General features: G+C 36.7%; 21 protein-coding genes. 9 read left to right on the top strand and 12 right to left on the bottom strand.

From position 1 onward, the window contains the following. Window positions 1-76 precede the first annotated feature (76 nt). Window positions 77-733 (bottom strand): hypothetical protein, encoded by a 657-nt coding sequence (locus tag AABK36_RS08900; protein ID WP_309939552.1) that lies wholly within the window; start codon window positions 731-733, stop codon window positions 77-79. 176 nt (window positions 734-909) lie between these two features. Here AABK36_RS08900 and AABK36_RS08895 point away from each other — a divergent pair, with 176 nt between their 5' ends. Further along, a complete protein-coding gene (locus tag AABK36_RS08895; protein ID WP_309939550.1) occupies window positions 910-2,127 on the top strand; it encodes an S-adenosylmethionine:tRNA ribosyltransferase-isomerase in 1,218 nt (405 codons plus the stop codon). Window positions 2,128-2,166: 39 nt separating this feature from the next. Here AABK36_RS08895 and AABK36_RS08890 read toward each other — a convergent pair whose 3' ends face one another. After that, the gene (locus AABK36_RS08890; RefSeq protein WP_309939549.1) at window positions 2,167-5,157 is read right to left on the bottom strand and encodes an MBG domain-containing protein; all 2,991 of its coding nucleotides are present in this window, start codon (window positions 5,155-5,157) and stop codon (window positions 2,167-2,169) included. Between the two features lie 146 nt (window positions 5,158-5,303). Here AABK36_RS08890 and priA point away from each other — a divergent pair, with 146 nt between their 5' ends. Further along, window positions 5,304-7,775: a replication restart helicase PriA gene (priA, locus tag AABK36_RS08885; RefSeq protein ID WP_309939548.1), complete on the top strand. Its 2,472-nt coding sequence runs from the start codon at window positions 5,304-5,306 to the stop codon at window positions 7,773-7,775. Between the two features lie 50 nt (window positions 7,776-7,825). On the opposite strand, the gene AABK36_RS08880 is transcribed toward priA, so the two are convergent. Continuing rightward, a complete protein-coding gene (locus tag AABK36_RS08880; RefSeq protein ID WP_309939547.1) occupies window positions 7,826-7,999 on the bottom strand; it encodes a hypothetical protein in 174 nt (57 codons plus the stop codon). Between the two features lie 392 nt (window positions 8,000-8,391). On the opposite strand from AABK36_RS08880, the gene AABK36_RS08875 reads away from it, so the two are divergent. Next, window positions 8,392-9,585 carry a pyridoxal phosphate-dependent aminotransferase gene (locus AABK36_RS08875; RefSeq protein ID WP_309939546.1) on the top strand — a complete coding sequence of 398 codons (1,194 nt, stop codon included), beginning with the start codon at window positions 8,392-8,394 and terminating at the stop codon, window positions 9,583-9,585. Window positions 9,586-9,591: 6 nt separating this feature from the next. Then, window positions 9,592-10,527: a prephenate dehydrogenase gene (locus AABK36_RS08870; protein ID WP_309939544.1), complete on the top strand. Its 936-nt coding sequence runs from the start codon at window positions 9,592-9,594 to the stop codon at window positions 10,525-10,527. A 178-nt stretch (window positions 10,528-10,705) separates the two neighbouring features. On the opposite strand, the gene AABK36_RS08865 is transcribed toward AABK36_RS08870, so the two are convergent. From AABK36_RS08865 to AABK36_RS08850, 4 genes are all read right to left on the bottom strand, one after another. Continuing rightward, on the bottom strand, window positions 10,706-11,176 hold the full coding sequence (locus AABK36_RS08865) for a Dps family protein (RefSeq protein WP_309939543.1): 471 nt from the start codon (window positions 11,174-11,176) through the stop codon (window positions 10,706-10,708). A gap of 82 nt (window positions 11,177-11,258) precedes the next feature. After that, window positions 11,259-11,534 carry a hypothetical protein gene (locus AABK36_RS08860; protein ID WP_309939542.1) on the bottom strand — a complete coding sequence of 92 codons (276 nt, stop codon included), beginning with the start codon at window positions 11,532-11,534 and terminating at the stop codon, window positions 11,259-11,261. A gap of 8 nt (window positions 11,535-11,542) precedes the next feature. Continuing rightward, window positions 11,543-11,920 (bottom strand): hypothetical protein, encoded by a 378-nt coding sequence (locus AABK36_RS08855; RefSeq protein WP_309939541.1) that lies wholly within the window; start codon window positions 11,918-11,920, stop codon window positions 11,543-11,545. Then, entirely contained in the window at window positions 11,917-13,710 is a 1,794-nt protein-coding gene (locus AABK36_RS08850) for an SLC13 family permease (protein ID WP_309939540.1), read from the bottom strand. The genes AABK36_RS08855 and AABK36_RS08850 overlap by 4 nt, the downstream gene beginning before the upstream one ends. 144 nt (window positions 13,711-13,854) lie before the next feature. Here AABK36_RS08850 and AABK36_RS08845 point away from each other — a divergent pair, with 144 nt between their 5' ends. The 3 genes from AABK36_RS08845 to mgtE all read left to right on the top strand — a co-directional run bounded on the left by AABK36_RS08845 (window position 13,855) and on the right by mgtE (window position 17,067). Further along, complete coding sequence (locus AABK36_RS08845) at window positions 13,855-14,301, top strand: type I restriction enzyme HsdR N-terminal domain-containing protein (protein WP_309939539.1); 447 nt, start codon at window positions 13,855-13,857, stop codon at window positions 14,299-14,301. 283 nt (window positions 14,302-14,584) lie between these two features. Beyond that, window positions 14,585-15,187, top strand: a complete 603-nt coding sequence (locus AABK36_RS08840; protein ID WP_309939538.1) for a YtfJ family protein — start codon at window positions 14,585-14,587, stop codon at window positions 15,185-15,187. A 509-nt stretch (window positions 15,188-15,696) separates the two neighbouring features. After that, window positions 15,697-17,067 (top strand): magnesium transporter, encoded by a 1,371-nt coding sequence (gene mgtE / locus AABK36_RS08835; protein ID WP_309939537.1) that lies wholly within the window; start codon window positions 15,697-15,699, stop codon window positions 17,065-17,067. 55 nt (window positions 17,068-17,122) lie between these two features. On the opposite strand, the gene AABK36_RS08830 is transcribed toward mgtE, so the two are convergent. The 5 genes from AABK36_RS08830 to AABK36_RS08810 form a co-directional block, all read right to left on the bottom strand. Beyond that, window positions 17,123-17,578, bottom strand: coding sequence for a protease complex subunit PrcB family protein (locus tag AABK36_RS08830; protein WP_309939535.1), 456 nt, complete (start codon window positions 17,576-17,578; stop codon window positions 17,123-17,125). Between the two features lie 17 nt (window positions 17,579-17,595). Further along, complete coding sequence (locus AABK36_RS08825) at window positions 17,596-18,162, bottom strand: NIF family HAD-type phosphatase (protein ID WP_309939534.1); 567 nt, start codon at window positions 18,160-18,162, stop codon at window positions 17,596-17,598. Between the two features lie 62 nt (window positions 18,163-18,224). Then, the gene (locus AABK36_RS08820) at window positions 18,225-20,081 is read right to left on the bottom strand and encodes a hypothetical protein (protein WP_309939533.1); all 1,857 of its coding nucleotides are present in this window, start codon (window positions 20,079-20,081) and stop codon (window positions 18,225-18,227) included. Between the two features lie 301 nt (window positions 20,082-20,382). Continuing rightward, entirely contained in the window at window positions 20,383-20,679 is a 297-nt protein-coding gene (locus AABK36_RS08815; protein WP_309939532.1) for a WYL domain-containing protein, read from the bottom strand. Window positions 20,680-20,952: 273 nt separating this feature from the next. After that, window positions 20,953-21,717 carry a class I SAM-dependent methyltransferase gene (locus AABK36_RS08810; RefSeq protein ID WP_309939531.1) on the bottom strand — a complete coding sequence of 255 codons (765 nt, stop codon included), beginning with the start codon at window positions 21,715-21,717 and terminating at the stop codon, window positions 20,953-20,955. Between the two features lie 361 nt (window positions 21,718-22,078). Between AABK36_RS08810 and AABK36_RS08805 the strand changes: the two genes are divergently transcribed. Then, the gene (locus AABK36_RS08805) at window positions 22,079-22,609 is read left to right on the top strand and encodes a hypothetical protein (protein WP_309939530.1); all 531 of its coding nucleotides are present in this window, start codon (window positions 22,079-22,081) and stop codon (window positions 22,607-22,609) included. Window positions 22,610-22,960: 351 nt separating this feature from the next. Then, entirely contained in the window at window positions 22,961-23,353 is a 393-nt protein-coding gene (locus AABK36_RS08800) for a hypothetical protein (protein WP_309939529.1), read from the top strand. Window positions 23,354-23,394 lie beyond the last annotated feature (41 nt).

Here is a 23,394-nt window from a genome sequence, read left to right as displayed (position 1 = left end):
TTAAGAACGCCCCTTGAAGTCCCGGCAAGAAACTTAAACTTTAAAATATGTTTTTTTATTATACAATTCTTTATTTTCATTTTTCAATTTCTCTTTTTTGAAATACAGATTCTGTTGATACCCCAAAATCATAGGAAATTTCAGCATCAGCAAATCTTGAAATCCAAACTTGTTTATTGAATTTATACTTGCTATACTTTATCCGATATCTGAATTCATCATAGTAAGGCCCATACTCCTTACGATGATAATTCCCATAGCTTGTAATCAATTTACCACCTTTAAACTCATTTATTTGACGACAAAACAACTCTCCCAAAAGGGTTCTAAACTCTTTGCCTACGCAGTTTTTATTTTCATCATATCGCAAATCCACTTGATAAGCACCATTTTCGCCTTCTTCTCCAATCCTAATCTGAATATTTAATCCACATTCATTTTTTGAGACAAATATATTTTTTGAAATAGCGCCTTTTCCTTCAATGACACAATTCGGACGATCATTATATAATTCAAGTCTTTTCGATTCTCCATTAAAAACAATCTCACTCTCAAATGGCTCTAGACTTTGCTCATAACAAACATTCTGAATATTGTAAGAAGTCAATAGCCCTAACTTTTTTATTTTATTAGCTTCCCAAAATTTCTCGCTTGTTATCAGCCTTTCATGATTTAACAAATCTTCATTGACATCAAAAGCCCTGAGTTGAGCTATCTTCGAAATCTTACCCACTTTAACTACTATTAATTTTTAGCAAAAAATATTTTAAAACCGCAGTAGCAAAAATAAATAAAATTTGAATTTCATCCATGAAGTCCGATCCTTTTCGCTTTTACTGCCATCTTATGAATCATTTTAAAGACATTATGATTACCTTTGACGTTGATTTGAAAAAATAGACAGTACAAATGAAGCAAATCAATTTACCAAAAATTGACCTTAAAGAATATACATACGACTTACCCGAGGAGAAAATAGCAAAGCATCCATTGCAAAATAGAGACGACTCCAAGTTGCTTTACTATGACAAAGGCAGCATACAACATAAAAAGTTCCCCAATATAGTTGACATCATTCCCGACAATGCCTTGCTTTACTTCAACAATACCAAAGTAATTCCAGCAAGATTGTTTTTTCGAAAGTCAACTGGAGCTCAAATTGAAATTTTCCTGCTTCAACCAGTGCTTCCTTCCCCGATCATTAGCATTGCTATGGAGCAAACTAGAAATTGCACATGGAAATGCATCATTGGCAACTTTAGGAAGTGGAAAGACGGAAATGTATTGGAAAGAACAATCTCTTATGAGGGCAAAGAAATTTCTATACAAGCTAAAATTTCCAACAGGAAAAAGATGGAAATCGAGTTCGAATGGGATGCAGATGTTTCTTTCGCTGAGCTTGTTGACATCGCTGGAACAGTTCCCTTGCCTCCTTATATGAATAGAGACGCGGAAGAGGATGACAAGCCTAGATATCAAACAGTTTATTCAAAAAATGAAGGTGCTGTAGCCGCTCCTACGTCTGGCTTGCACTTCACTGATGAGATTCTCGACCAAATAAAATCAAAAGGAGTTAAATTCGACGAGCTCACATTGCATGTTAGCGCTGGCACTTTCCAACCAGTAAAAGAAAAGAACGCCATTGATCACCCCATGCATTCCGAACAAATTATTCTCACTAGAAAAAATGTTGAAAATATAGTAAACCATGAAGGTCCAATTTATTGCGTTGGAACTACTTCTATGAGAACATTGGAAAGCAGCTATTGGTATGGGGTAAAATTAATTTTTGAAGGATCGCAAGACTTTTTTGTTGAAAAACTTCGTCCATATCAGTACAATAAGGAAGAGCTTCCAAGCATGAAAGAAGCTTTTCAAGCTATTGCGAAAGAAATGGACAACAAAAACCTTTCAGAAATTAATGGAAATACTGAAATATTTCTTTTCCCTGGATATGACTTTAAAGTAATTGACGGCATCATTACAAATTTTCACCAACCAAGGTCGACTTTAATTTTATTGGTAGCAGCTTTTGTTGGAGAAGATTGGAAAAAAATATACAAAGAAGCGCTTGAAAATGAATATAGATTTCTTAGTTATGGAGATTCTTCTATATTGATAAAATAAATAAAGGCCACCACTTAATAGTGGCCTTTTTACTTAAACTTACCTTTTCACCATTTTGTATACCTTCGATTTATCTCCCATGTACATGCAAAGATAAAAAACTCCCTTTGACACAGACTGAGTATCTATAGTTACTGATTTACGACAACAAGACACTTTCCCTTTCTGAACTATCTGGCCTATGGAATTCAAGAGAACAAGCTCAAGCTCTCCATCCCACTCGTCAACTTCAAGTTCAATTTTCTCATCAAATGGATTCGGTCCGGCATTTATACTTGAAACCAAGTCTTCAACACCCGTTTTAGGGTTTACGAAATTGGTAACCAAATTAACCCCATTGAATAGCTTGGTAACAGTTACATTCATGCTATCTACATTGGAGGATATTCTAACTAATGGCAAGAAAGTATCTCTTATATCTTGCGGATAATCCACCAACAACAAATAATCATCTGGCTCCACATTTTGAAAAGAAAATATCCCAAATGAATCAGATTCAGCATAATGCTCAGCAAACCTTTTGTTGATATTTAGCAAAAACAAATTAGTCAATGGCAAAATTTCCGTTACTGGATTTGCTCCATCTACTGAAATGGAAATAGCTCTCAACAAAGTGCCTCCAATCGAAGTCTCCCCAGTTGCTTTCTCTGGCCTATAATCAGCAGTAAAAGTTTGAATGGTTGATGACGAATCCTTAATAGTATTAACATAAGCATCTTGCCAGTTTATAACGCTACCCGAATACGTCTCCAAATATATAGATGTATCTGTCGGAGGATTGTAACGAAAGATATAATCTCCTTTTGGCAATCTGGAAGAATAGACTCCATTATTCACATTAACATCTCCCTTGTCAGTCCAAAACCCGTCTAAATTTTTATATATTGTCACCGATCCAGATTCAACTGAATCGCCCGCCAAATTCAACACATTACCAACAACAGGAAAAGCCTCAGGCAATACTTCTACTTCTTGAATAATTGAATCAGCCGCCAAATAATTATTATTTCCTGCTTGAATGGCAGCCACCCTTATCAACCCTTCGGATTTAGGCTTTAATGAATCCCCCTGCACTTCTGCAGCGTTGCCACTTACTACCACATAAGTAACATCCAAACCAGAACTTGCTTCCCCAACAAGTCTCACTCCTGAACTAGCCTTATCAAAATCATCTATATTTCTAAACTCAATCGTCTGTTCTGCTTTAGAAATCACAAATTCAGCGCTATCGATACCAGTGTAATTAAATTCATCAACAACCGCTACAACCTTATATGTACCAGCATCCAATGGCACACTATTCGAATTATTATATAAAATTTGAACAGGCAAGCCTTCAGGCCTTATGCTCAATGACACATTTTTAGGCTGTCCATCATAGACCTGGTTGAGATTATTTATATGAATACTTGTCTGCGCTTTAGAAATTCTAAAATTAAATATTGTGTCAGCCTCCCAATTTGGATCAATTACCCTAGCATTCACTTCATATGTTCCTGAGTTAATAGGCCTGGTAGCGACCCCATTATACCTCAAATCAACAGCTAATGCAGTTGGTACTGTTTGAACGGTTAGAGTCTTCTCACCTTGATCGTATTCCTGCACTAAATCCATGGCGATTATATGTGCTCTTCCTTTTGTAACAGTCAATGTGGCTTGAGCATTACCTGTGTAATTCTCATCATTAATTATAGCTGTTATAATATAAGACCCAACATTAACTGGCAAATCAACATTTCCATTGTAAAGCACGTTCAAAGGGAGTCCAGCAGGCTGAGTAGTAACATTTGCTGACTGCTGTTGTCCATTATAAACAAAACTTTGATCTTGCAAATTCACCAAAGCCGAAGCCTTTCGAATAATCAATGTCGAATTCTTGGTGCCCTTATAATTATCTTCAACAACTGAAGCCACAACTGCGTATATACCTGCATCGACAGGAATAGATGAGGAACCATCATATGTCACTTGAGTATTCACATTCGCCAAAGAAGTTGCTAAAGTTATGCTTTTAGCATTTCCATCATATATATAGCTTGTATCAGAAATGGTCAACTCGACCGGCGCTTTTTCAATTACAAAACCCATATGCCGAGTACCTTGATAGTTTTGATTATTAATAACAATATCCAAATTATATGTACCCGCCTGTGTAGGTGGCGTCAAGGAATTATTATAGGTCACAGTGTATGCCAAGCCTGATGGTGTTGTGGATACGCTTGGTGTTTTTGGGTTTCCGTCATATACATGCAGAGTATCCGTTACAACTATTGGAGCAACAGCTTTTTCAACAATAAATGAAACGGTTTGGCCTCCTTCAAAATTTGGATCATTTACATCAACCCTAGCCACATAAGTTCCGGCATTGACAGGCAATGAGGAAGAACCGCCATAAGTCACCACTGTCGACAAACCAATAGGCAATGTATTAACATTCAATGAGCGATTAGTACCTGAATATGTTTGCACAGTATCTGTAATGGATAATATTGCTTGAGCTTTTTCTATCCGAAAAACTCCAGTTCTTGTTCCTTGATAATTGACATCTGATATCGTTATGCTATAAACATAATCTCCAGCGTTTACTGGCAGTTGAGGCAATCCATTGTAGGTTACTATAGTTGATAATGAAGATGGAAAGGTAGAAAGCGTCAATGATTGAGTTGTACCGTCATAAACTTCAACCGAATCCAATACATTTATGATAGCATTCGCCTTTGAAATCACCATTGTCGCGGTATCAGCCCCCTCAAAAGTATCATCAATCACTGTCACTATCACTTCATAAGTTCCAGCATTGACAGGTTGCGTCAAGCTCCCGTCATATGTAATGCTTGTATTCAAGCCTCCAACGTTTATCGAAAAACTTACGCTTTGCGCCAAGCCATTATACACCTTCAATGTATCACTTATCTCAACATTTACTGGCGTTTTCATTCCAAATGAATTAAAACTTATTCCTGAAGCAATAAGCATTGCCATAATAAGGAATAAATTTTTCCAGTAATCAACTTTCAAGTAAAGCTTCATCTAATAAAAACTAAGTTTAATCCCAACTACATACCTTCACCTAACTTTTCGAAAGCTATCTTTGTTAAGGCAAATGCGATTTATGAGTATATTTAGTTACATTTACGCATTGAAAATTGTAATAAAAACTTCTTTACCTGACGTTCATGCGATTTGCAGACTTGATTCTACCTGTACCTATACCTAGAACATTCACATATGAGATCCCTTTTGAGCTGGAAGGTAGGCTGATGCCGGGCCATCGTGTAATCGTTGAATTTGGAAAAAGCAAAATACTTACTGCTATAGTCTCTGATATTCACAATTCAATTCCCAAGTATGAGACAAAGACTATTTTAGACATATTGGATGAAAAGCCAATAATCACTCCCTTACAATTGAAATTTTTCTTTTGGGTAGCAGACTACTACATGAGCAATATAGGAGATGTATTAAATGCGGCAATTCCATCAGGATTAAAACTTAGCAGCGAATCCAAAATACAACTGCACCAGAACTTTGATTTTGAATCCAACACGTTCACCTTCACTGAAAGAGAAACCCTGATTCTAAATCAGCTAAAAACAAAAGAAGACTTAAGCTACAATGAAATCCAAAAGCTTCTTGGGATCAAAGCTATTCATAAGATTATAAAATCACTTATTAATAAAGAAGCTGTTCAAATATTTGAGTCCCTCAAAGACAAATACAAACCAAAATTTGAAAAGAGAATAAGGCTTACATCCCACTACATGGATGTAGAAACAAATTTGGAAGAACTCTTTGATCAACTGGAAAAAACGCCTAAACAATTGCAAGTAGTGCTTTCGTATTTGCAAAAAGTTCCAATATTCAAGGACTCTGACCTTAATAATGAGGGAGTTCCAAGAAAAGAAATTTTAAACCTTAAAGACATATCCACATCTTCATTAAACACACTTATTAAAAAAAAGGTCTTTGAGCAATTTGAAGTTCAAGTAGATCGTGTTAGAAAATATATCAAGAAAACTAAAGATTTTCAACTCTCCCCCGCTCAAGAAATCGCTAAAGAGCAAATCTTGAATGTTTTTTCACAAAATAAAACCTGCTTATTGCATGGTGTCACTGGCAGTGGAAAAACAGAGATATACATCAACCTCATTCAGGAAGCTATTCAAAACGAATCGCAAACTCTATTGATTTTGCCTGAGATAGCACTTACCGCTCAAATAGTCAATCGGCTTAAAGACATTTTCGGAGAAAAACTCGGCGTTTATCATTCAAAATACAACGACCATGAGAGAGTTGAAATTTGGCGAAAAGTGCTTGAAGAAGAATACTCTGTAATTATTGGAGTTAGATCCGCTATTTTCCTGCCATTCACTAATCTTAATTTAATCATAGTAGATGAATGCCACGACTCTTCATACAAACAGTTTGATCCGCCTCCAAGATATAATGGCGCGGACAGCGCTATTGTATTAGCTAAACTTCATCATTCCAAAATCTTGCTGGGAAGCGCAACCCCTTCCGTTGAGCAATATTACAATGTTCAAATCGGAAACTATGGTTTAGCAACACTGCAAGAAAGATACTCTGATGGCAAACTTCCTGAAATGACCTTTATCAACATGAAGGATTGTAGGAATAAGAAAAAAGTCACTGGAGAATACAGCAATGAGCTGATTGGAGCACTAAAATTAAACCTCCAGAATAATCAACAAAGCTTGCTTTTCCAAAATAAAAGAGGCTATTCTCCTTATCTGGCTTGTGATGAATGCAATTATATTCCAATGTGCAATAGTTGCGATGTCAACTTGGTATATTACAAACATAGCAATTCACTTAAATGCAACTATTGCGGATATATGGAAAACATCCCGCACACTTGTCCAAATTGCGGATCTAACAGAATTAAACTCGTGGGCTATGGCACTGAAAAGATTGAGGAAGATCTTAAACTCATGCTTCCTGAAGCAAGAATAGAAAGACTTGACCAAGACTCGACCAAGAACAAATACAACCATGAAAAGATTATTCAGTCATTTGAAAACGGGAATATAGACATACTTATTGGAACGCAAATGATCAGCAAGGGCTTGGACTTCGACAACGTTAGTCTGGTTGGGGTTCTTGACGCGGATCGTATTCTATACAATCCTGATTTTAGAGCCAATGAACGAGCTTTTCAACTATTCACGCAATTAAGAGGCAGAGCAGGCAGAAAATCTGTTCATGGACAGTTTTACATTCAGTGTTTTAACGAAAACCACCATGTATTTGATCTTTTAAAAAGCGACGACTACATGTCGATGTATTATAATGAATTGAAAGAAAGGCAAAAGTTTGATTACCCGCCTTTTTATCGTTTGGTAAAAGTGATGGTTAAGGACAGAGACAAGAACATCAGTCGGTCTGCAAGCATTTTTCTATACAATGAACTTCGTAACTTATTAGGCAGCAAAAGAGCCATTGGATATTTTGAGCCTTTAATTTCAAGAGTTCGAAACATGTATATCCACGAGATTACAATCAAGCTGGAAAGAAACGGACTGAATATGAGTTCCATTAAAAATAAAATAAAAAGCACTGAAGGAAATCTTTATAAACAACGCGAGTTCAGCAGGGTAAGAATCTCCTATGATGTTGACCCTATATAAAAAAATCAAGTTGCCTTTAGCCTGAAAAACTAAAGACAACTTGTTGACAATTATCCTGGCAAAGTTGTTCTCTTATGGATATCATCATCGATTTTCTTTTGAAGATCTCCTATATGTCTTTCTCCATCTCCCATGTAAGACCCATCATCCTCATCAGATCTTTGCGGTCCCCAAAACACTGCAAATCTTGTGATTTCCGAAATTTTATCTCTTTTACTCTTCATGATAATTATGCTTTGTTTGTAGGATAAACTTCACCGCACAATTATTGTTAACCAACAACAAATAAGTTAAAGTAATACAAAATTCTGCAAAAATATTATACCACAAATCAAAATACCGACTCTTAAGACAAGATCAAAACAATCGTATGCAAGAATTTTGCCCAAATGAGCAACTAATTATGTCGAATAAATTTGTTTTTATTTTTTTTGCTCATACATTTGTCAATATCTACATTAAAGAATAGAAACTTAGATGCGTTTAGAGAAGTACATATCGTCGAACACTTATCGATATTATTATTACCACCAAGCTTAATCCCCAAAAGCTTAACGCTATCCTATTTCCTTATTTCTATTTTTAAATCCTCCTTAGTATATAAAAACATCTGGCTATGATCATCGAAACTGCACATAGACTACGCACACTCAAAGAATATTACTTTTCAAAGAAGTTGCGAGAGGTAAAAGCGCTGATGCTTGAGGGCAAACCTGTCATCAACATAGGCATCGGTAGTCCTGATTTGCCTCCTTCTCAAAACACTATCAAGGCTTTAGTGGAAACTGCCAATAGCGCTCACAGTCATGGTTATCAATCTTATAAAGGCATTGACGACTTAAGAAATGAGATGGCGAATTGGTATGACAAAACATATAATGTTGAAATCAACCCTGAAGAGGAAATCCTGCCATTGCTTGGCTCTAAAGAAGGCATAACGCATATTAGCTTGGCATTCTTAAATCCGGGAGACAAAGTTCTAGTCCCTGAACTTGCCTACCCTGCCTACCAGTCTGTGGCGGAAATGATTGGCGCCCAAGTAATAAGATACCCGCTTATCGAAGATGAGTGGACTCCTGATTGGGAAAACATGAAGAAATTAGACCTTCAGGGAGTTAAGATGATGTGGGTGAACTACCCTAACATGCCAACAGGAGAACCGGCAAGCAAAGAATTGTTCGACGAAATCATTGATTTTGCTTTGGAGAATAAAATATTAGTATGCCATGACAATCCATATAGCTTGATTCTCAATACAAGCAAGCCTATTAGTATTCTTTCTTCACCTAGGGCAAAGGAATGCGCCATTGAGCTAAGCTCACTAAGCAAATCCCATAATATGGCTGGCTGGAGAGTTGGATGGATAAGCGGGAGCAAAGATTATATCGACGCAATCCTTAAAGTGAAAAGCAATGTGGATTCAGGAATGTTTCTTGGCACACAAAAAGCTGCAATTGCGGCACTGCAAGAAAGCGAAGAATGGCATGACGAAAGAAACAAAGAATACAGCGAAAGAAAGTCTTTGGTCTTTGACATACTGAATAAGCTGGAGTGCGAATTTGACCAAAGCCAAACAGGAATGTTTATCTGGGCCAAAGTGAACTCCAAGGTTATGGATGTTGAGCACCTTGTTGACTATCTTTTATATGAATACAATGTATTCCTGACCCCAGGATTCATATTCGGCGACAAAGGAAAAAGATATATCAGAATTTCACTTTGCACGAATCAAGAAAAACTCCAAGAAGTGAATCAAAGAATTGAATCACTGGAATTGGAAAAAATCAATCAATTTGAATTGCATAAATAGAAATAAATGAACGTTACTATAATTGGTCTTGGACTGTTGGGAGGTTCTTTCGCTTTGGGATTGAAGGAAAGCCAATTATTCGATAATTTGAATATAATAGGAGTAGACAAAAATCCTGATCATGCGATAAAAGCCAAAGAACTTGGAATAATCGATCAAATTGATGAATTAGACGAAGCGATCAAAAGATCTGAAATGGTAGTGCTTGCAACGCCAGTTGATATCATGGTCAAGCAAGCGCCGATAGTGCTTGAAAAATTGCCCGAAAAAGCTTTGCTAATTGATCTAGGATCTACAAAAGGAGACATTTGCGAAGCTGTGAGAAGCCATGCTAAAAGAGACCAATTCTTGGCTCTTCACCCAATCGCAGGTACTGAAAACTCAGGTCCCGAAGCCGCTTTCGCTTCATTATTCACAAATAAAATGATGATCATCTGCGATCATGAACTTAGCGATAAGCAAGGCTTGGAATTAATATTGCAAATATGCGAGAAATTCCAAATGAGAGTCAGCTACATGAACTCAAAAGAGCATGACTTGCATATTGCCTACGTATCGCATCTTAGTCATATAAGTTCTTTCGCTTTGGGACTTACTGTCTTGGAGAAAGAGCAAAATGAAAAAAACATTTTCAATATGGCCGGTTCAGGTTTTTCATCGACTGTAAGACTTGCTAAAAGTTCTCCAGCCATGTGGTCACCTATATTCCAGCAAAATGCTGGAAATATTTCCGAAGCTTTGGACGCTTATATTTCCAAACTTCAAGAATTCAAAGCTGTGATTGACAATCAAAATACTTCCAAAAGCTATGAGTTGATGGAAGAGGCCAATGATATCAGAAGGGTTCTTTTGGGAATAAGCAAAACGGAAATAAAAGACAAGAAGGGTAAAAAATGGTATCAATACTTGAAAGACAAGTTTTTGAAACCTAAATCCGCTTAAATAAATTGGCTGTCAGTAATACCTTATTACCATGCAAAATTTTTCAATTAGACTGACAGCCATTTATTTGTACTCTAATGTTCCAAAACAAATATAATCGAATTAAATTAAAATCAAGAAATTTAGTTCAATTATTATTATTTATTCATCATTCTTAACATTGAGGCAAGACTGAAAATTATTTCAAGTGAGATCTTAACATCCAAGCTGTTTTTTCATGCGCCTCTATCCATTTCAACATGTAATCGGCTGTACCCGCATCCTTAAATATATCGTTCACTTCATCCATGTGCCTTCTTGCATATCGTATAATCGTTTCATGATCTTTAACCAGATTCGTAATCATCTGCTCAATATTGCTGTCCGACTCATCTTCCACGAGGTTAGTAACTTTCAAAAAAGCATCCAAAGAACCTATGGAAAACTCACCTATATGACGATTTCTCTCGGCAATTTCATCAATAATCTCCAATAACTCCTCCGCTAATGTATCAAAAAACTCATGCAAAGCTATGAATTCCATAGTTTGCATATTCCAATGATACTTTTTGGTTTTTGTGTACAATACAAATTCATCTGCTAAAAGGGTATTTAGCATCAGTGATACTTTGCGCTTATGCTCGTCGCTTATTCCGATATCCGCTTTCATGTTACTAGATTTTAATGGTCATTGCCATTAAAACAGCGCAACAATAATGTTGTTTGCCCAAATTTTGAATGCGAGATTTTATTTAGCCAGACGCCCTCTCGTCTTCCTTTTCTATATAAATCTGATAGTCCTCGTCTCCATTCAAGGGATAATAATCTTTTTGGTTTTCCAACTCCTCTTTCAAGTTGTCATAGGCACCACTCTGAGAAGGGAACTCAGAGAGATACTTCACCACATAATTTCTAATTTCTTGCGTATTTTTTCCTTCCAAACGAGGATAATCGATTGTGTCAATAACAAACTCGGGATAAATCACTCGCATATGGGCGATTTTCTCGAGCCTTATTCTTAGCTTCATAGATATCGTCAATTCTTGATATCTAGTGTAACTTCATTAACTATGCCAACGGCGCTAAATCGCAGTCTCAAGTATATTTGCTTAGTATCGGAATCAAAACCTTGGCAAGTGGAATCTTTTGTCACTTGATACAAATAATATTTTTGATCTTTTCTAGCAAGCTCAGTAATGTTTGGGTTGCCAAAATAGCCATTGACTTCTCGGATAGTTTTTCCCAACACTTGCTCTCTTTGCTCCACAATATCTTTATATATTGAAGAACGATAAGCTTCGCAACCATGTCGATCCCCTTTCCAACTTGCAGAGTCAAAACCCTTCAAATCAATTCCTCCTTGACAAGAGAAAAGCATTGTCCCGACACAAATCAAAATAAGCAAGTTCCTCATATTCCAAAAATTTCCGTTTTATAAATCATCAATATCATAGCCATCACTGTGCACAAATATACTATAGTCATGGGCAGTCCAATTTTGAAAAAATCCTTGAATGTGTATCCACCTGGACCAAATACAATCAAATTTGTCTGGTAACCAACAGGCGTTAAAAACGCCGCTGAAGCCGAGAAAGCGATAATCAAATACAATGGCGCTCCATCTACTCCCAATTGCGAACTGATACCATAAGCCAGAGGGAATGTAATCGATACAGCTCCAACATTTGAAATCATGGATGTCAAAATCGTAGTGATCAACATTACACCCGCCAAAATAGCCACATTGCCCCAAGGCATCAGCAAGTCGATTAATAGCGAAGCTCCCAACTCCCCTGTCTTGGTATCGACAATTACTTTTCCTATCGCCAAGGAAAACACCAATATAGCCAACATGTCAAGATCAATGCTCGTTTTCACGTCTTTGATATTGATCAAATTCATTGCGGCCATCAAAGCGAATATTATGAACAAGCCCTCAAAAAGCGAAATGAAATTGATTATCACCAAGCCAATGCTTATCAGTGCTCCTAGAAGCAAAGACAAACTTTTCACGACAGAAAGATTATTAATCTCTCGAATCTTGGTAATCACATGAAGGTCTTTGTAAAAATCAACTTTAGCGGAAAAGTCAGGACCAGCATACAATAGCAATAAATCCCCTGCCAACAACTTCATATTTCCGATTTTACCGGAAAGCCTCTTGCCATTTCGATGAATGGCAATCACCGCGGCATTGTACCTATTTCTGAAGCCAATTTCTTTAGGAGTTTGATTCAGGAGTGTGGACTCAAAGCCAACCACTGCTTCAATAACCTGTATATTTTTCTCAAAGCCATCTTTGGCGCCATGCTTTGGAATTTTTATTCCCTTGTTGGAATTAACCAAAGTGGCTATTTGATTTGTGTCTCCAGCGAAAATCAACAAATCGTTTTTTTGAATAACCTCTTGCGGAGTCACAGGCGATATGCATTTGTTATCTCTAATGATTTCCACCAGATAAATTCCTTGCAAATTTCTTAACTCAGCCTCTGCGACTGTCTTTCCAATCAAAATCGAATTCAATTCAAGCTCTGTCTCCACCAAATACTCTCGCTTGTTATTTGAAAATTTCTCCAAAGCATCCGTGTTATTTGGCAAAAGTTTGTCTCCAAAAAACGTGATGAACAAAATACCGGTTGTTACAACAGCAAGGCCTACATATAGTAAGTGCAAGGAATCAATTTCAGGCAACTCATTGCTCAACAGAAAACCATTAAGAACTAGCGTGGTGGATGTACCAATGATAGTCAACATACCTCCCATAATCGTGGCAAAAGATAAAGGTATCAGCAATTTGGAAGGTGAGATATTATTCCTTTTCCCCCACTCGTAAACATAGGGAGTCATTAGCGCCACTACTGGTGTATTATTTATAAATGATGAAATAAAAGCCACCTTGGTCATCATTCGAAAGATAAAACTCTGATAGCTGGACTGCGTCTTGAAAAGCTTGTCAAATATTTTCTCAATATTAAAGTTCTTTCTTAAACCTGCCGTAATGACTATCAACAAGATAATCACAGCTATGATCTGATTCGAAAATCCTTCCAACAATGCTTCTCCACTCAGAAGCCCAGTGACCATAAATACAAGAATCGCCAAAAGAAAACAAACTGAAGCCCTAAACACCTCTTTGTAAATGCAAATAAACAGCATTATAATTGTCAATATCACAACAAAAGGTTGGTATCCGGCCTCTAGCATCTCAATTAAATTATTGTACTTTTCTTCTCTCTATTTCGATACGATTCTAAAGATTTTTTGCTTTAAATCATATTCTCTGTGTACTTTTATTTCCCAAGGGAGGCAATATTGTTATAAAATCGTTAATATTGGGCAAAAAATCATATGGAAAGACTCAACCTTCCCGAAGCATCCTTGAAAATTGTCCAAGGCGCAAAATCTTTGGAAATATTTGATATCGTCAGAAAAAAATATTTGGTATTGACTCCAGAGGAATGGGTAAGGCAGAATTTCATGCATTTTTTGATTAATCACCTCGATTATCCCAAGCCTTTATTCGCACTCGAAAGCGGCTTGAAGTACAATAAACTTACCAAAAGATCCGACATATTAGTAATGAACAACAAAGGAGAAAACTTGCTTTTGGTAGAATGCAAGGCCTCAAAAGTCAAATTGGATCAAAAAGTTTTTCATCAAATTGAGGCTTACAACCAAATCATCAAAGCCCAATATATCATTTTGACAAATGGCATACAGCATATTTGTTGCCATTACAACAATAATCAATACACCCAAATCCATCAATTTCCGGCATACTCATCTTCTTTATAAGCATCTTTCGTAGGGGAAAAACACCTTGAAGTGTATCAATAGTGAAAACCGCTTATGCCATATAGCATCAAGCAACACTAAACTCATAATCTATGAAAACTCACTTCGAAAACCTCATTGAAACCTTTCCAAAAGGATATTTTTCACATGGCACAGCCATAACAAACACTTGAATCCAACAGCTAAATCTATTTGGCCTATTCTATTTCAGCAATAAGCCTGAATAGTTTCTCGTTATTTTCAAGACTATTTCCCCTATTCTAATCAAAGAAAGATCAAAAACATGAAATTCATCCATAAAATATTTCCAATATTTGCTATCGCAATGATTAGTATGATTTTCACACAAGAAGCAAGTGCTGGAAAGAAAAGCAAAAAAGAAAAATCAGGAATCGCATTAGGAGATAAAGTAGAGGCAGTCGATATTAGAGACTCAAGCAACGATCCTGTGCCCTTGCCTTCAATTGGAGAAAAATTGGTCCTATTATTTTATATAGATCCGGACAAGCCCAAATACAATCGAGAATTTTATGATAGATTAACCGAGGAAGATTTCCCTACAGAGATATTCCATTGCTACGGCATTGTCAATTTAAAAGACGCCCCTTTATTGCCTAATGGCATCGTAAGGTTCATGATTCGAAGAGAAGAAGAAGCCTACAAAGACAAAGGAGCCAAGGTCTATACAGATCCGTCTCACATATTGAAAAAAGCTTGGAATCTTACTGACTTGAATAATAAAGCGGCGGTGATTCTAATTAATGACAATAAAGAAGTTGTTTTCTATCAAACTGATGAAATGACTCCTGAGAATAGCGAGGATCTTATCAAATTGATTTGGTCTAATCTGAATGACAAACAAAGCGCATCATTGGGAACGCCGTAAAGTTAATAAGATAATAAAATACTTAAGTGCCTGAACAAATGGAAACAAGTTCCAAAGTTCAGGCACTTTTCATTCCAACATTACCTAAGCAAATACAATTCTTTTTCCCGTATTAATAATGTAAAACAACTAATTTCTATCACTTAACAATTTCTTATCAGAATACAAATTCTAAATTAGTTCAAAAGACTTTTGAAATTAAATAATAAAAGTAAATTTGTCATCGTTAAAAACAAGGCAATAAACCTTACTGACTAGCCAGAAAAGGCGTACCTCAAAATATTGCAAATACACAACAACCTAAAGTGGATTTTTATCATGACAAACTTTTATTCAAAACATATAAAAACCATCCACAACCTTGCTTCAAAAGTTGATTTTAAAACAAGCAGTATTAACAATCACAGCAATCATACTTTTTTCGAAGCTCAACCGCATTATTTACCCCCCAGTAGAGTCTAAAAACACCGATTTTTAACTGATTTTTCAATTACTTTAACTCGAATTCGATGATGAAACGAGCTAATTTTGATTCTACTCAACATATTTCTGGAGAATACTCGAATATATACGAAAATATCAAGCAAAAGCCTGCTATTGAAATCTCTGAATACTTGGCTACGCTTGAATTACAAGCGACAATTGGCGTTTTGCTCTGCTTTACACGAGCAGAACAAGCCGATATTTACAGCGACTTCTCCAATACGATTCAATTAGACATTTTCAACGCTCTCAAAAGAAGAGAATTTTCCAAGGTATTCATCGCCATGAAATCCGACGATCGTGTCGATTTCTATCAATCGCTGACTGCTGAGCAACAGGCCAGCCTATTGCCATTTTTGGACAAGGCGACCAGAGAGGATGTTTATCATTTGAATCTTTACGATCCAGAATGCGCCGGAGGGATTATGAGCACCGACTTTGCTTCGATACGCGAACAAATGACCGTAAGCGAAGCGATCGAAAAAGTTAGAAGAGATTCTCCTTCCAAAAAGACCATTTACTACGTGTATGTGGTAGACAGCAATAAGACGCTCCGAGGCTTTGTCACATTAAAGGACTTGATCTTGGCAAAGCCTGAGGAACTTGTGAAAAATATTCTGCACGATGATTTTGCCTGGGCGAACATATACGAAGATCAAGAAATTGTCGCAAAAAAAATCGAAAAATACGATTTGGTTGCCATACCAGTACTTAACAACGAGATGCAACTTGCCGGAATTGTAACCCATGACGACGCTATCGAAATTATTAGAGCTGAGCAAACCGAGGATTTGGAGAAATTGATGGGTATCATTCCTGATGAAAATGAATATACATATTCTCAAACTTCCGCTTGGGGACATTTCAAAAAAAGAGTCTTGTGGATTTTATCACTGGCCATCATGGGCTTGATATCGGGCGTAATTCTTCATTCATACGAAGAAGCATTGGAAAGCTTGATTATATTAGCGCTATACATGCCGATGGTAGCCGATACTGGAGGAAATTCAGGTAGTCAAGCCGCAACAGTTGTCATACGCGCTCTTGCGCTTGGAGACATCAAACTATCGGACTGGTTTAAAGTGATTTTCAAAGAAGCTCGCGTTGGCTTCATGCTTTCTCTTTGTCTTGGTCTTGTAACACTCGGAAAAGTATCATTGCTTTCCAATAATGCCGTCTTGCCGGAAGGATTTTCTTTGCTTCAAGTAGGAAGCGTGATAGCACTAGCTCTTTCATTGCAAGTAATCGTGTCCACAATCATAGGCGCAACGATGCCTCTTATCGTCAAAAGACTAAACGGAGATCCCGCGGTGGTCGCTTCTCCCGCGATCACCACCATAGTCGATATCACGGGCATGCTCATTTACTTTGGAACAGCGACATTTTTCTTATTTTAGGCGATTTGGGAATGGTGTGCAAACGTCGAAGCCATTCCCAAACCATATTTAAATGCTAATCAACATTAACGAACTCTACCGGCAAATTTGACTTTGGTATTTCAATAATGTGATAAGGTTGTGTCATTTGCATGGATGCCATGCCTTCTGGAGAAATCCTTTTGACCTCAACGATTATTTTATCAGAATCAGGTTTTACCTTAAGTGCTATGCCATAGCCTCCAGAACTCTTCACTCCTTCGAAACTGGCAATAATCATATTTTTGTTAAAATCGACTTTCTGTCTGGAAAAATGAGAAGAAACATCATTCACCTTGTCCATTTTTTTCAATAATTCATTCCAAGATTTCTCATCTTTAATCACAACATTTTCTTGCTGAATACCTTCCTCTCCCGCTCCCAGCAAATTTCCTTGAGCAATATCCACAGCTGTGAAATTCTTGCTCTGAGTTTGACTATCGCTACAACTCAATAGCATTACTGACATTAACATTAACAACAAATTTCTCATCGTAAAATATTTAAAAATTAAAGTTCATCTTTCCAATACCTTTTCTCAATCGTTCTGACATTTTCAACATCTTTCAATGTCAAAAGATACTTTGTCAATAATAGAAGTTCGGCATCGTCTTTTTCACCTTTAAATGCTTTGGGGTAAATCGCGTTACCGTAATTTTCGACCGACTTAGATGGAGTATCATCCACTATTAGCATGTCATAAAAAGGTATGCCAAAACTTTTCTTGATCTTTTTAAGTCTTTTCACATAATTTAAATGATCAGAAGCGTACATGAAATCCATCTGGTCAAAAATACTTTGACGCCTCAATGTGCATCGCGACCGTCCCCAAACAAAAAGTAAAGGGTAATCCTGAGGAAATATGCATGTTACCGCTTGATGCACATAGTCATCCGAAGCTGAAGACCAAACCGCGACATCAAAGTCAGTGATAATTGATTCCAAAAATTGGCTCAAATAAGGCCTGATATAGACTTTATAGACATTCAACTCAAAATCCCACAAATCATCTCTAGGCTCTCTGGTCGCATGGATCAATGTCTCATCCAAATCCAATATGATTAGTTTTCTTCGCAATATGTTTGGAAATTTTTTCTTGAAATTGAAAAAGAAAAATCATAATTCAAATCAATAATGGATCAAGCACTAGAGTTTTGAATTATTTTCTCTAAAAATTCAAAAAACAAAGCGTCAAGTCCCTGTGAATGCGGGATGTGACTATCAGGATTTACCTTAGGTATTCTCATCGCCAATGGTTTGACTACTTCCCACAATCCATCCCACTCTCTGCTTTCATAAGCATGGGTGTTTTGGACAATTTGCGACATGCGCTCTGATATCGCTCCAAAAAAATCAATATCCCATTGCACTTTGTTCATTACGAAATTTTGACGTTGCTGAAGAGCTAAAATTTCTCCAGGATTTTTAAGAGCATCAGAAGGCATGCCCGAACGCGGATCCATTCTTATCACTGCGTTAAAATGATTCATTATATCAAAACAATGCTCAAAACATCGTGAAAAAGCTGGAGCAAACTCTCCACTCACTTCTTTCAGGTGATTGAGCGAAGCCAAGCCCATGCCAAAATACTCTTGCATGCGAAGCTTCATGAAAGTAATATTCATTGTCTTAAACATCAAAGCAATCGCTAATTTCAATGCAGACAGTTGTTCCTCCGTTTTTCGTTCCACTGCGTCAGGAACCAAATGCCTTGGACGAATCCAATGCAAATCCGTGGGCACCAATTTCTCGCTTTCCACTCGCAATTCTTCCAAACCTTTAGAAAACAGCTCTTTTCCTCGTTGTTTTTTACCACCAATGCTTTTGACTGTGGACATGATTCGCCTCAGCTTTTGCATTTTCTCAGTCATCTCTCCAATCTTGGCCAGCATTCTATCATTTTGCTTTAAGCTAAACTTACCTTTTTTCTCAAAGCATTCATTATAAACTCCAAATACCTGCGACATTTCCTCTTGAGAAAGCGATGACAAATCAGGCTCTTCAAATAAATCATCAAAATCCTCTATGCTCAAAAACTCTTCCCATTCTTTAAGCCGTGCGATTTTCTCAGAATCCGAAACCACTATGCTCAATGGACTTGCCGTCGGACTTGCCACGGCTTTTCGATGTTTTCGATGCCTAGGCGTAGGACTTGACTCAGGCGTGGTAGATGGCGATATGCTTTCCACTTCGCGGAGCATCTTTTCCCAACCTTCCTCAGTGCCCAAGTCATCTTTTTCAGCCAACTTCTTCTTTTTTCTCTTGCCTTTTTTCGACTTGGGTGATTCCGAATGAGCTTTAGCCTCCGATTTACCTTCTCCAACAGCCCCTATATTAATTTTTGGAACTCCTTTGACCATAGGCATAGACTCCACCTCCATCGACTCAAAAGGATTCTTATGCTCAAATACTGGAATTTCAGGTGTATGCAATGTTGTCGGTTGAGGACTTCCGGACTCTTTTTTCACAGGTTTTGGACTTTCTTGCTGAAAAAATCCTCTTTCCTTTTTGATTTGAGACACATCACGTCCTTTGTCATCCGTAAACACCAAATTCGGAAGCAAATGGCCAATCCAAGACTGTATGGATGACAAGATTTTATCCATATTTCTCGGCACATAACCTTCCGCTTTCATTTGGCCTCTGCCTTGATCAGAAAAAGCGATCCGAAAACCCCTCTCCTCGCTACTGTAATGCGCTCTTGAAAACTCAACTTTCAGCAGTCTTCGATCTCTGGTAAACTGCATAGCATCAATATCGATAGTCAGATGCGGATAGCCTTTGCCTCCAGGCACTATGATTGCATGCCTCATACTGCTGACATGATATTTTGCAGAAGGCTCTTTCCCCATAGCTTTTTTCCAACCTTCAGCTGACAGCTCATATTTGACACATTGAACCGCCTGATCTTTATTAAGCATAGGATCAACAGACAATCCCGAGCGATATTTAGTCTTCTTTAACGACAACGTATCATAAGGAACCTCTATTCTCATCCAAAAAAGCTTAAAAGATCTACACAACATATTATTCAAAAGCCCACAGGCAAAAATGTTTCTCTGATAAAAAGATAAATTCTATGAAGGCAACGAATTCTTTAAGAAAAAATAAGCCGTTATAATTGGCTGATAACTTAAGATTGATCCATTTCACAAAATATTTATGTCCAAATCCCCAGTTTATAAATCATTGCACCTATAAAGTAAAAATGACGTTTTCCAGCTGAAAAACGTCATTTGAACAAAACAAAAAATAGGCTTTTGAGCCAAGCCAAAAGCCTTGCATAAAAATATAACTTTATCTAGTACTCCAAATATATGACATTCGACTATCATCCGCTCTGTATCCTGCGCGACTTTCTATCAACGCATCGCTTTCTACTTTAATTTGCGACATCTTTGAGAATGTGTACAGCCTCCAATCCGATGAACTTCTTGACTGGCTATAACCTCCCACTTTCCATGCCGAAAGGCTTAAGTTATTAGAACTTTGCAACGTCCCAAGAGTAAATGGCTCAACGATTCTTCGCGTGCCTTCATACATGAATGATATAACTTTTTGTTCTTTAATAGCTTTGCTTACTAGTGCGATCATTGGTTGTTTTTTGGTTGAATATGTCTAATTTTCTATACTTTAAAATACGAAAAAAACATAATAATACCAATAAAACACGCTTCTAAAAGCACGTTAAATTCATGTAATATTCATGATGTTTTTTGCTCAATTTTTTTCTAGGAATTTAAGAAATTTCTCCTTAAAACTAAGTCATTAGACACCACTAGAAATGATCAGCCACTCATAGTTCATCAAGTACATTAACAACCAAAAAATGTATAGAAAGACAAAAATATAAGCATCAAATACTTTTTACACCTTCAAAGCCTTAGTCGCTATTGACGAATGTATATATTTGTCAAGAGTATCGTCGCAACTATAGTCTTCATAAAAACCTGTTACTGCAAAACCAACGGCAATTTGTCCGCCAATAAGAGTATCCAACGAATGACCGTACTCTAGCGTATCATTATTCTCAATTCTCTTCTTCAACTGATCTTTTGGAAGTTGTTCGACATCTGAATAAGGAATCGTATTTGTCACTTTTAGTTCTCCTTGCTCGATCGCATCCATATCAAATAAATACAGAATTGGATTCACAAAACCAGAGAGCAAAGATCCTCCTTTTTTCAACACTCTATAGCATTCAGCCCATACAAGATTAGGATCCTCTATAAAGCAATTTGATATAGGGTGAAAAATCATATCAAAGGTTTCATCTTCAAATATCGACAAATCGCACATATCATGTTGTATGATATCTATTGCCAGTCCCTCTCTTTCCGCCACCATTTTATCTTTAGCCAGTTGATTAGCGCTGATATCAACTAAAGTCACATTTGCTCCCATAGCTGAAAAAATAGGCGCTTGCTGACCACCTCCAGATGCAAGGCATAAGATCTTTTTTCCTTTGACCGGCATATACCAATCCGAAGGAACAGACTTCGAATTCGTCAACAAAACTTCAGCAATATTACGTTTTGCCTTTTTGATCACTTCATGTGAAAATGGTTGTTTCCATTCCTCCAAACCATCTTCCTTGTCCCAGGCTCGGCTGTTGTGTTTATTAATATTCATTAGCTATGCATATCGTTAAGCTTCCAAAATAGTCATATTCATTAAGAACCAACATGACTTAAGTTGGTTTCACGGCTCATAGCACCTGATAAAATGCTCAATCAGATTCATACATTGACAAAACAAGATTTCAAACTCTTACTATCCACTTTGATTACTTCATTAATTTCTTATATAAGCTCATTTATTGATTTTCATGATTAATTAAAATTCCTCATTACCCACATAAGGGATTTGTTTATAACCTAACCAGTTATTATGTGATTAATTGAGGGAATTACTAAATATTATAATTTTATACTACATTTTTCATATAAACATCACTACATTAGCAAATACAAACAATTAATATAACATTCTCATGAAAAGATTATTTTATACATTAGCTTTAATAGGAGCTATCTCATTCTCATCATGCAATAATTCCAATGATGTAAATGAATCTTTAAAAAATATTGATTTAACGACTGTTAACGCTGGAGCTCGTCCAGTGAAAGGTTCCGAACCTGATCCATTCGATACTAATGGTGAATATTGGAGAGGAGATTATGCAACAAGTGACTCTGGAGGTGCTCCAGCAGGTAATTCAGGAGGTGGTAACCCAGGAAGTAATAACTCTGGAGACACGAGACATCCGACATATGGAAACCCAATTTTAGGAAAAGAAACAGATAAAGATAAAACCTCATATGATCTTACTAAAGATGCTTCTACACCTAGTCATCCTCATTATCCAAATCATAACCGAGATGAAGATCAAGATCCTAGCATAGAAAATACTGAAAAAAATACAAATTCAGGATCTAAATCAACTTCTAATTCAAACTCTGATGCGGATACTCCTGATTTTGAGTTAGATGATAGAAAACCTTCAAAGCCGTCTGGAGTCTAATGAAAAATATTTCAACCGTTAAAAAGAATATAGAAAATAGTCTATATTCTTTTTCTTCCAAATAACTAACAAACATTTCTAGACTAAACCTCGAGTGCATGCATGGCTTTCATTTTTCGCTGTAACATAATCCATGCATCAGCTATCACACACCTATCGCCTGCACATTATCTTCCCGAGTACTTTAGGCACTTCGGGCCTCTACCTCTCATGATGTTTGCAAACTCCATAATTATTCGATAGACATTTTTTCACAAAGAGGTAAAGCTTTTGCTAACATCATCTTCTTACAGCTGGCACATATTATGCATCTATCTTATTATTAGCATTTTAGACATAAAGGAAAAGATGATGAATAGTATAATATCCCCAAGGTCAAAAATTAAATCCGCAAAAAAAATTTTAATTCTCATCGTCTTTTTTTCAATCTTCTTTTGCTCAAATTCTAAAGCCCAAGTCAAGCCTCACCACAAGCATACAGCGATTCAAAGAGCTTTCAAAGCCACAAGAAAGCTTGAGGAAAAACTGCAACTCTCCTTCCAGCAAAAGTCCAAAGTCAACGACATACTTTATGATCAATACCTTCTGTTGATACAAAGCCCTCAAACCAATGACAATAAAAAGAAAAAATCATTGCATAAAAAACTAACTACCGAGCTAAGAGAAATCCTAGATCAAGATCAATACCATCAATGGAAAAAAATTCAAAAAGATCAGTTCAGCTCACTATACACTTCTTTTTAAACGGCTCATAAAATCCATAATTTTCTTAGCCAAATAATTAT

Source organism: Aureibacter tunicatorum (genome assembly GCF_036492635.1).
GTDB classification, from domain to species: Bacteria; Bacteroidota; Bacteroidia; order Cytophagales; family Cyclobacteriaceae; genus Aureibacter; species Aureibacter tunicatorum.
Note: the sequence above shows the minus strand (reverse complement) of the source record. Positions and strands in the feature narration are given on the sequence as shown.

Coding starts and splice junctions, on each gene's coding strand:
- AABK36_RS08845 (WP_309939539.1), top strand. CDS start 13,855: ATGGAAAGACTCAACCTTCCCGAAGCATCCTTGAAAATTGTCCAAGGC.
- AABK36_RS08830 (WP_309939535.1), bottom strand. CDS start 17,578: ATGAGAAATTTGTTGTTAATGTTAATGTCAGTAATGCTATTGAGTTGT.
- AABK36_RS08855 (WP_309939541.1), bottom strand. CDS start 11,920: ATGAGGAACTTGCTTATTTTGATTTGTGTCGGGACAATGCTTTTCTCT.
- AABK36_RS08870 (WP_309939544.1), top strand. CDS start 9,592: ATGAACGTTACTATAATTGGTCTTGGACTGTTGGGAGGTTCTTTCGCT.
- AABK36_RS08895 (WP_309939550.1), top strand. CDS start 910: ATGAAGCAAATCAATTTACCAAAAATTGACCTTAAAGAATATACATAC.
- AABK36_RS08875 (WP_309939546.1), top strand. CDS start 8,392: ATGATCATCGAAACTGCACATAGACTACGCACACTCAAAGAATATTAC.
- AABK36_RS08880 (WP_309939547.1), bottom strand. CDS start 7,999: ATGAAGAGTAAAAGAGATAAAATTTCGGAAATCACAAGATTTGCAGTG.
- AABK36_RS08850 (WP_309939540.1), bottom strand. CDS start 13,710: ATGCTAGAGGCCGGATACCAACCTTTTGTTGTGATATTGACAATTATA.
- AABK36_RS08890 (WP_309939549.1), bottom strand. CDS start 5,157: ATGAAGCTTTACTTGAAAGTTGATTACTGGAAAAATTTATTCCTTATT.
- AABK36_RS08805 (WP_309939530.1), top strand. CDS start 22,079: ATGAAAAGATTATTTTATACATTAGCTTTAATAGGAGCTATCTCATTC.
- AABK36_RS08800 (WP_309939529.1), top strand. CDS start 22,961: ATGAATAGTATAATATCCCCAAGGTCAAAAATTAAATCCGCAAAAAAA.
- AABK36_RS08840 (WP_309939538.1), top strand. CDS start 14,585: ATGAAATTCATCCATAAAATATTTCCAATATTTGCTATCGCAATGATT.
- AABK36_RS08820 (WP_309939533.1), bottom strand. CDS start 20,081: ATGAGAATAGAGGTTCCTTATGATACGTTGTCGTTAAAGAAGACTAAA.
- AABK36_RS08815 (WP_309939532.1), bottom strand. CDS start 20,679: ATGATCGCACTAGTAAGCAAAGCTATTAAAGAACAAAAAGTTATATCA.
- priA (WP_309939548.1), top strand. CDS start 5,304: ATGCGATTTGCAGACTTGATTCTACCTGTACCTATACCTAGAACATTC.
- AABK36_RS08865 (WP_309939543.1), bottom strand. CDS start 11,176: ATGAAAGCGGATATCGGAATAAGCGACGAGCATAAGCGCAAAGTATCA.
- mgtE (WP_309939537.1), top strand. CDS start 15,697: ATGATGAAACGAGCTAATTTTGATTCTACTCAACATATTTCTGGAGAA.
- AABK36_RS08810 (WP_309939531.1), bottom strand. CDS start 21,717: ATGAATATTAATAAACACAACAGCCGAGCCTGGGACAAGGAAGATGGT.
- AABK36_RS08860 (WP_309939542.1), bottom strand. CDS start 11,534: ATGAAGCTAAGAATAAGGCTCGAGAAAATCGCCCATATGCGAGTGATT.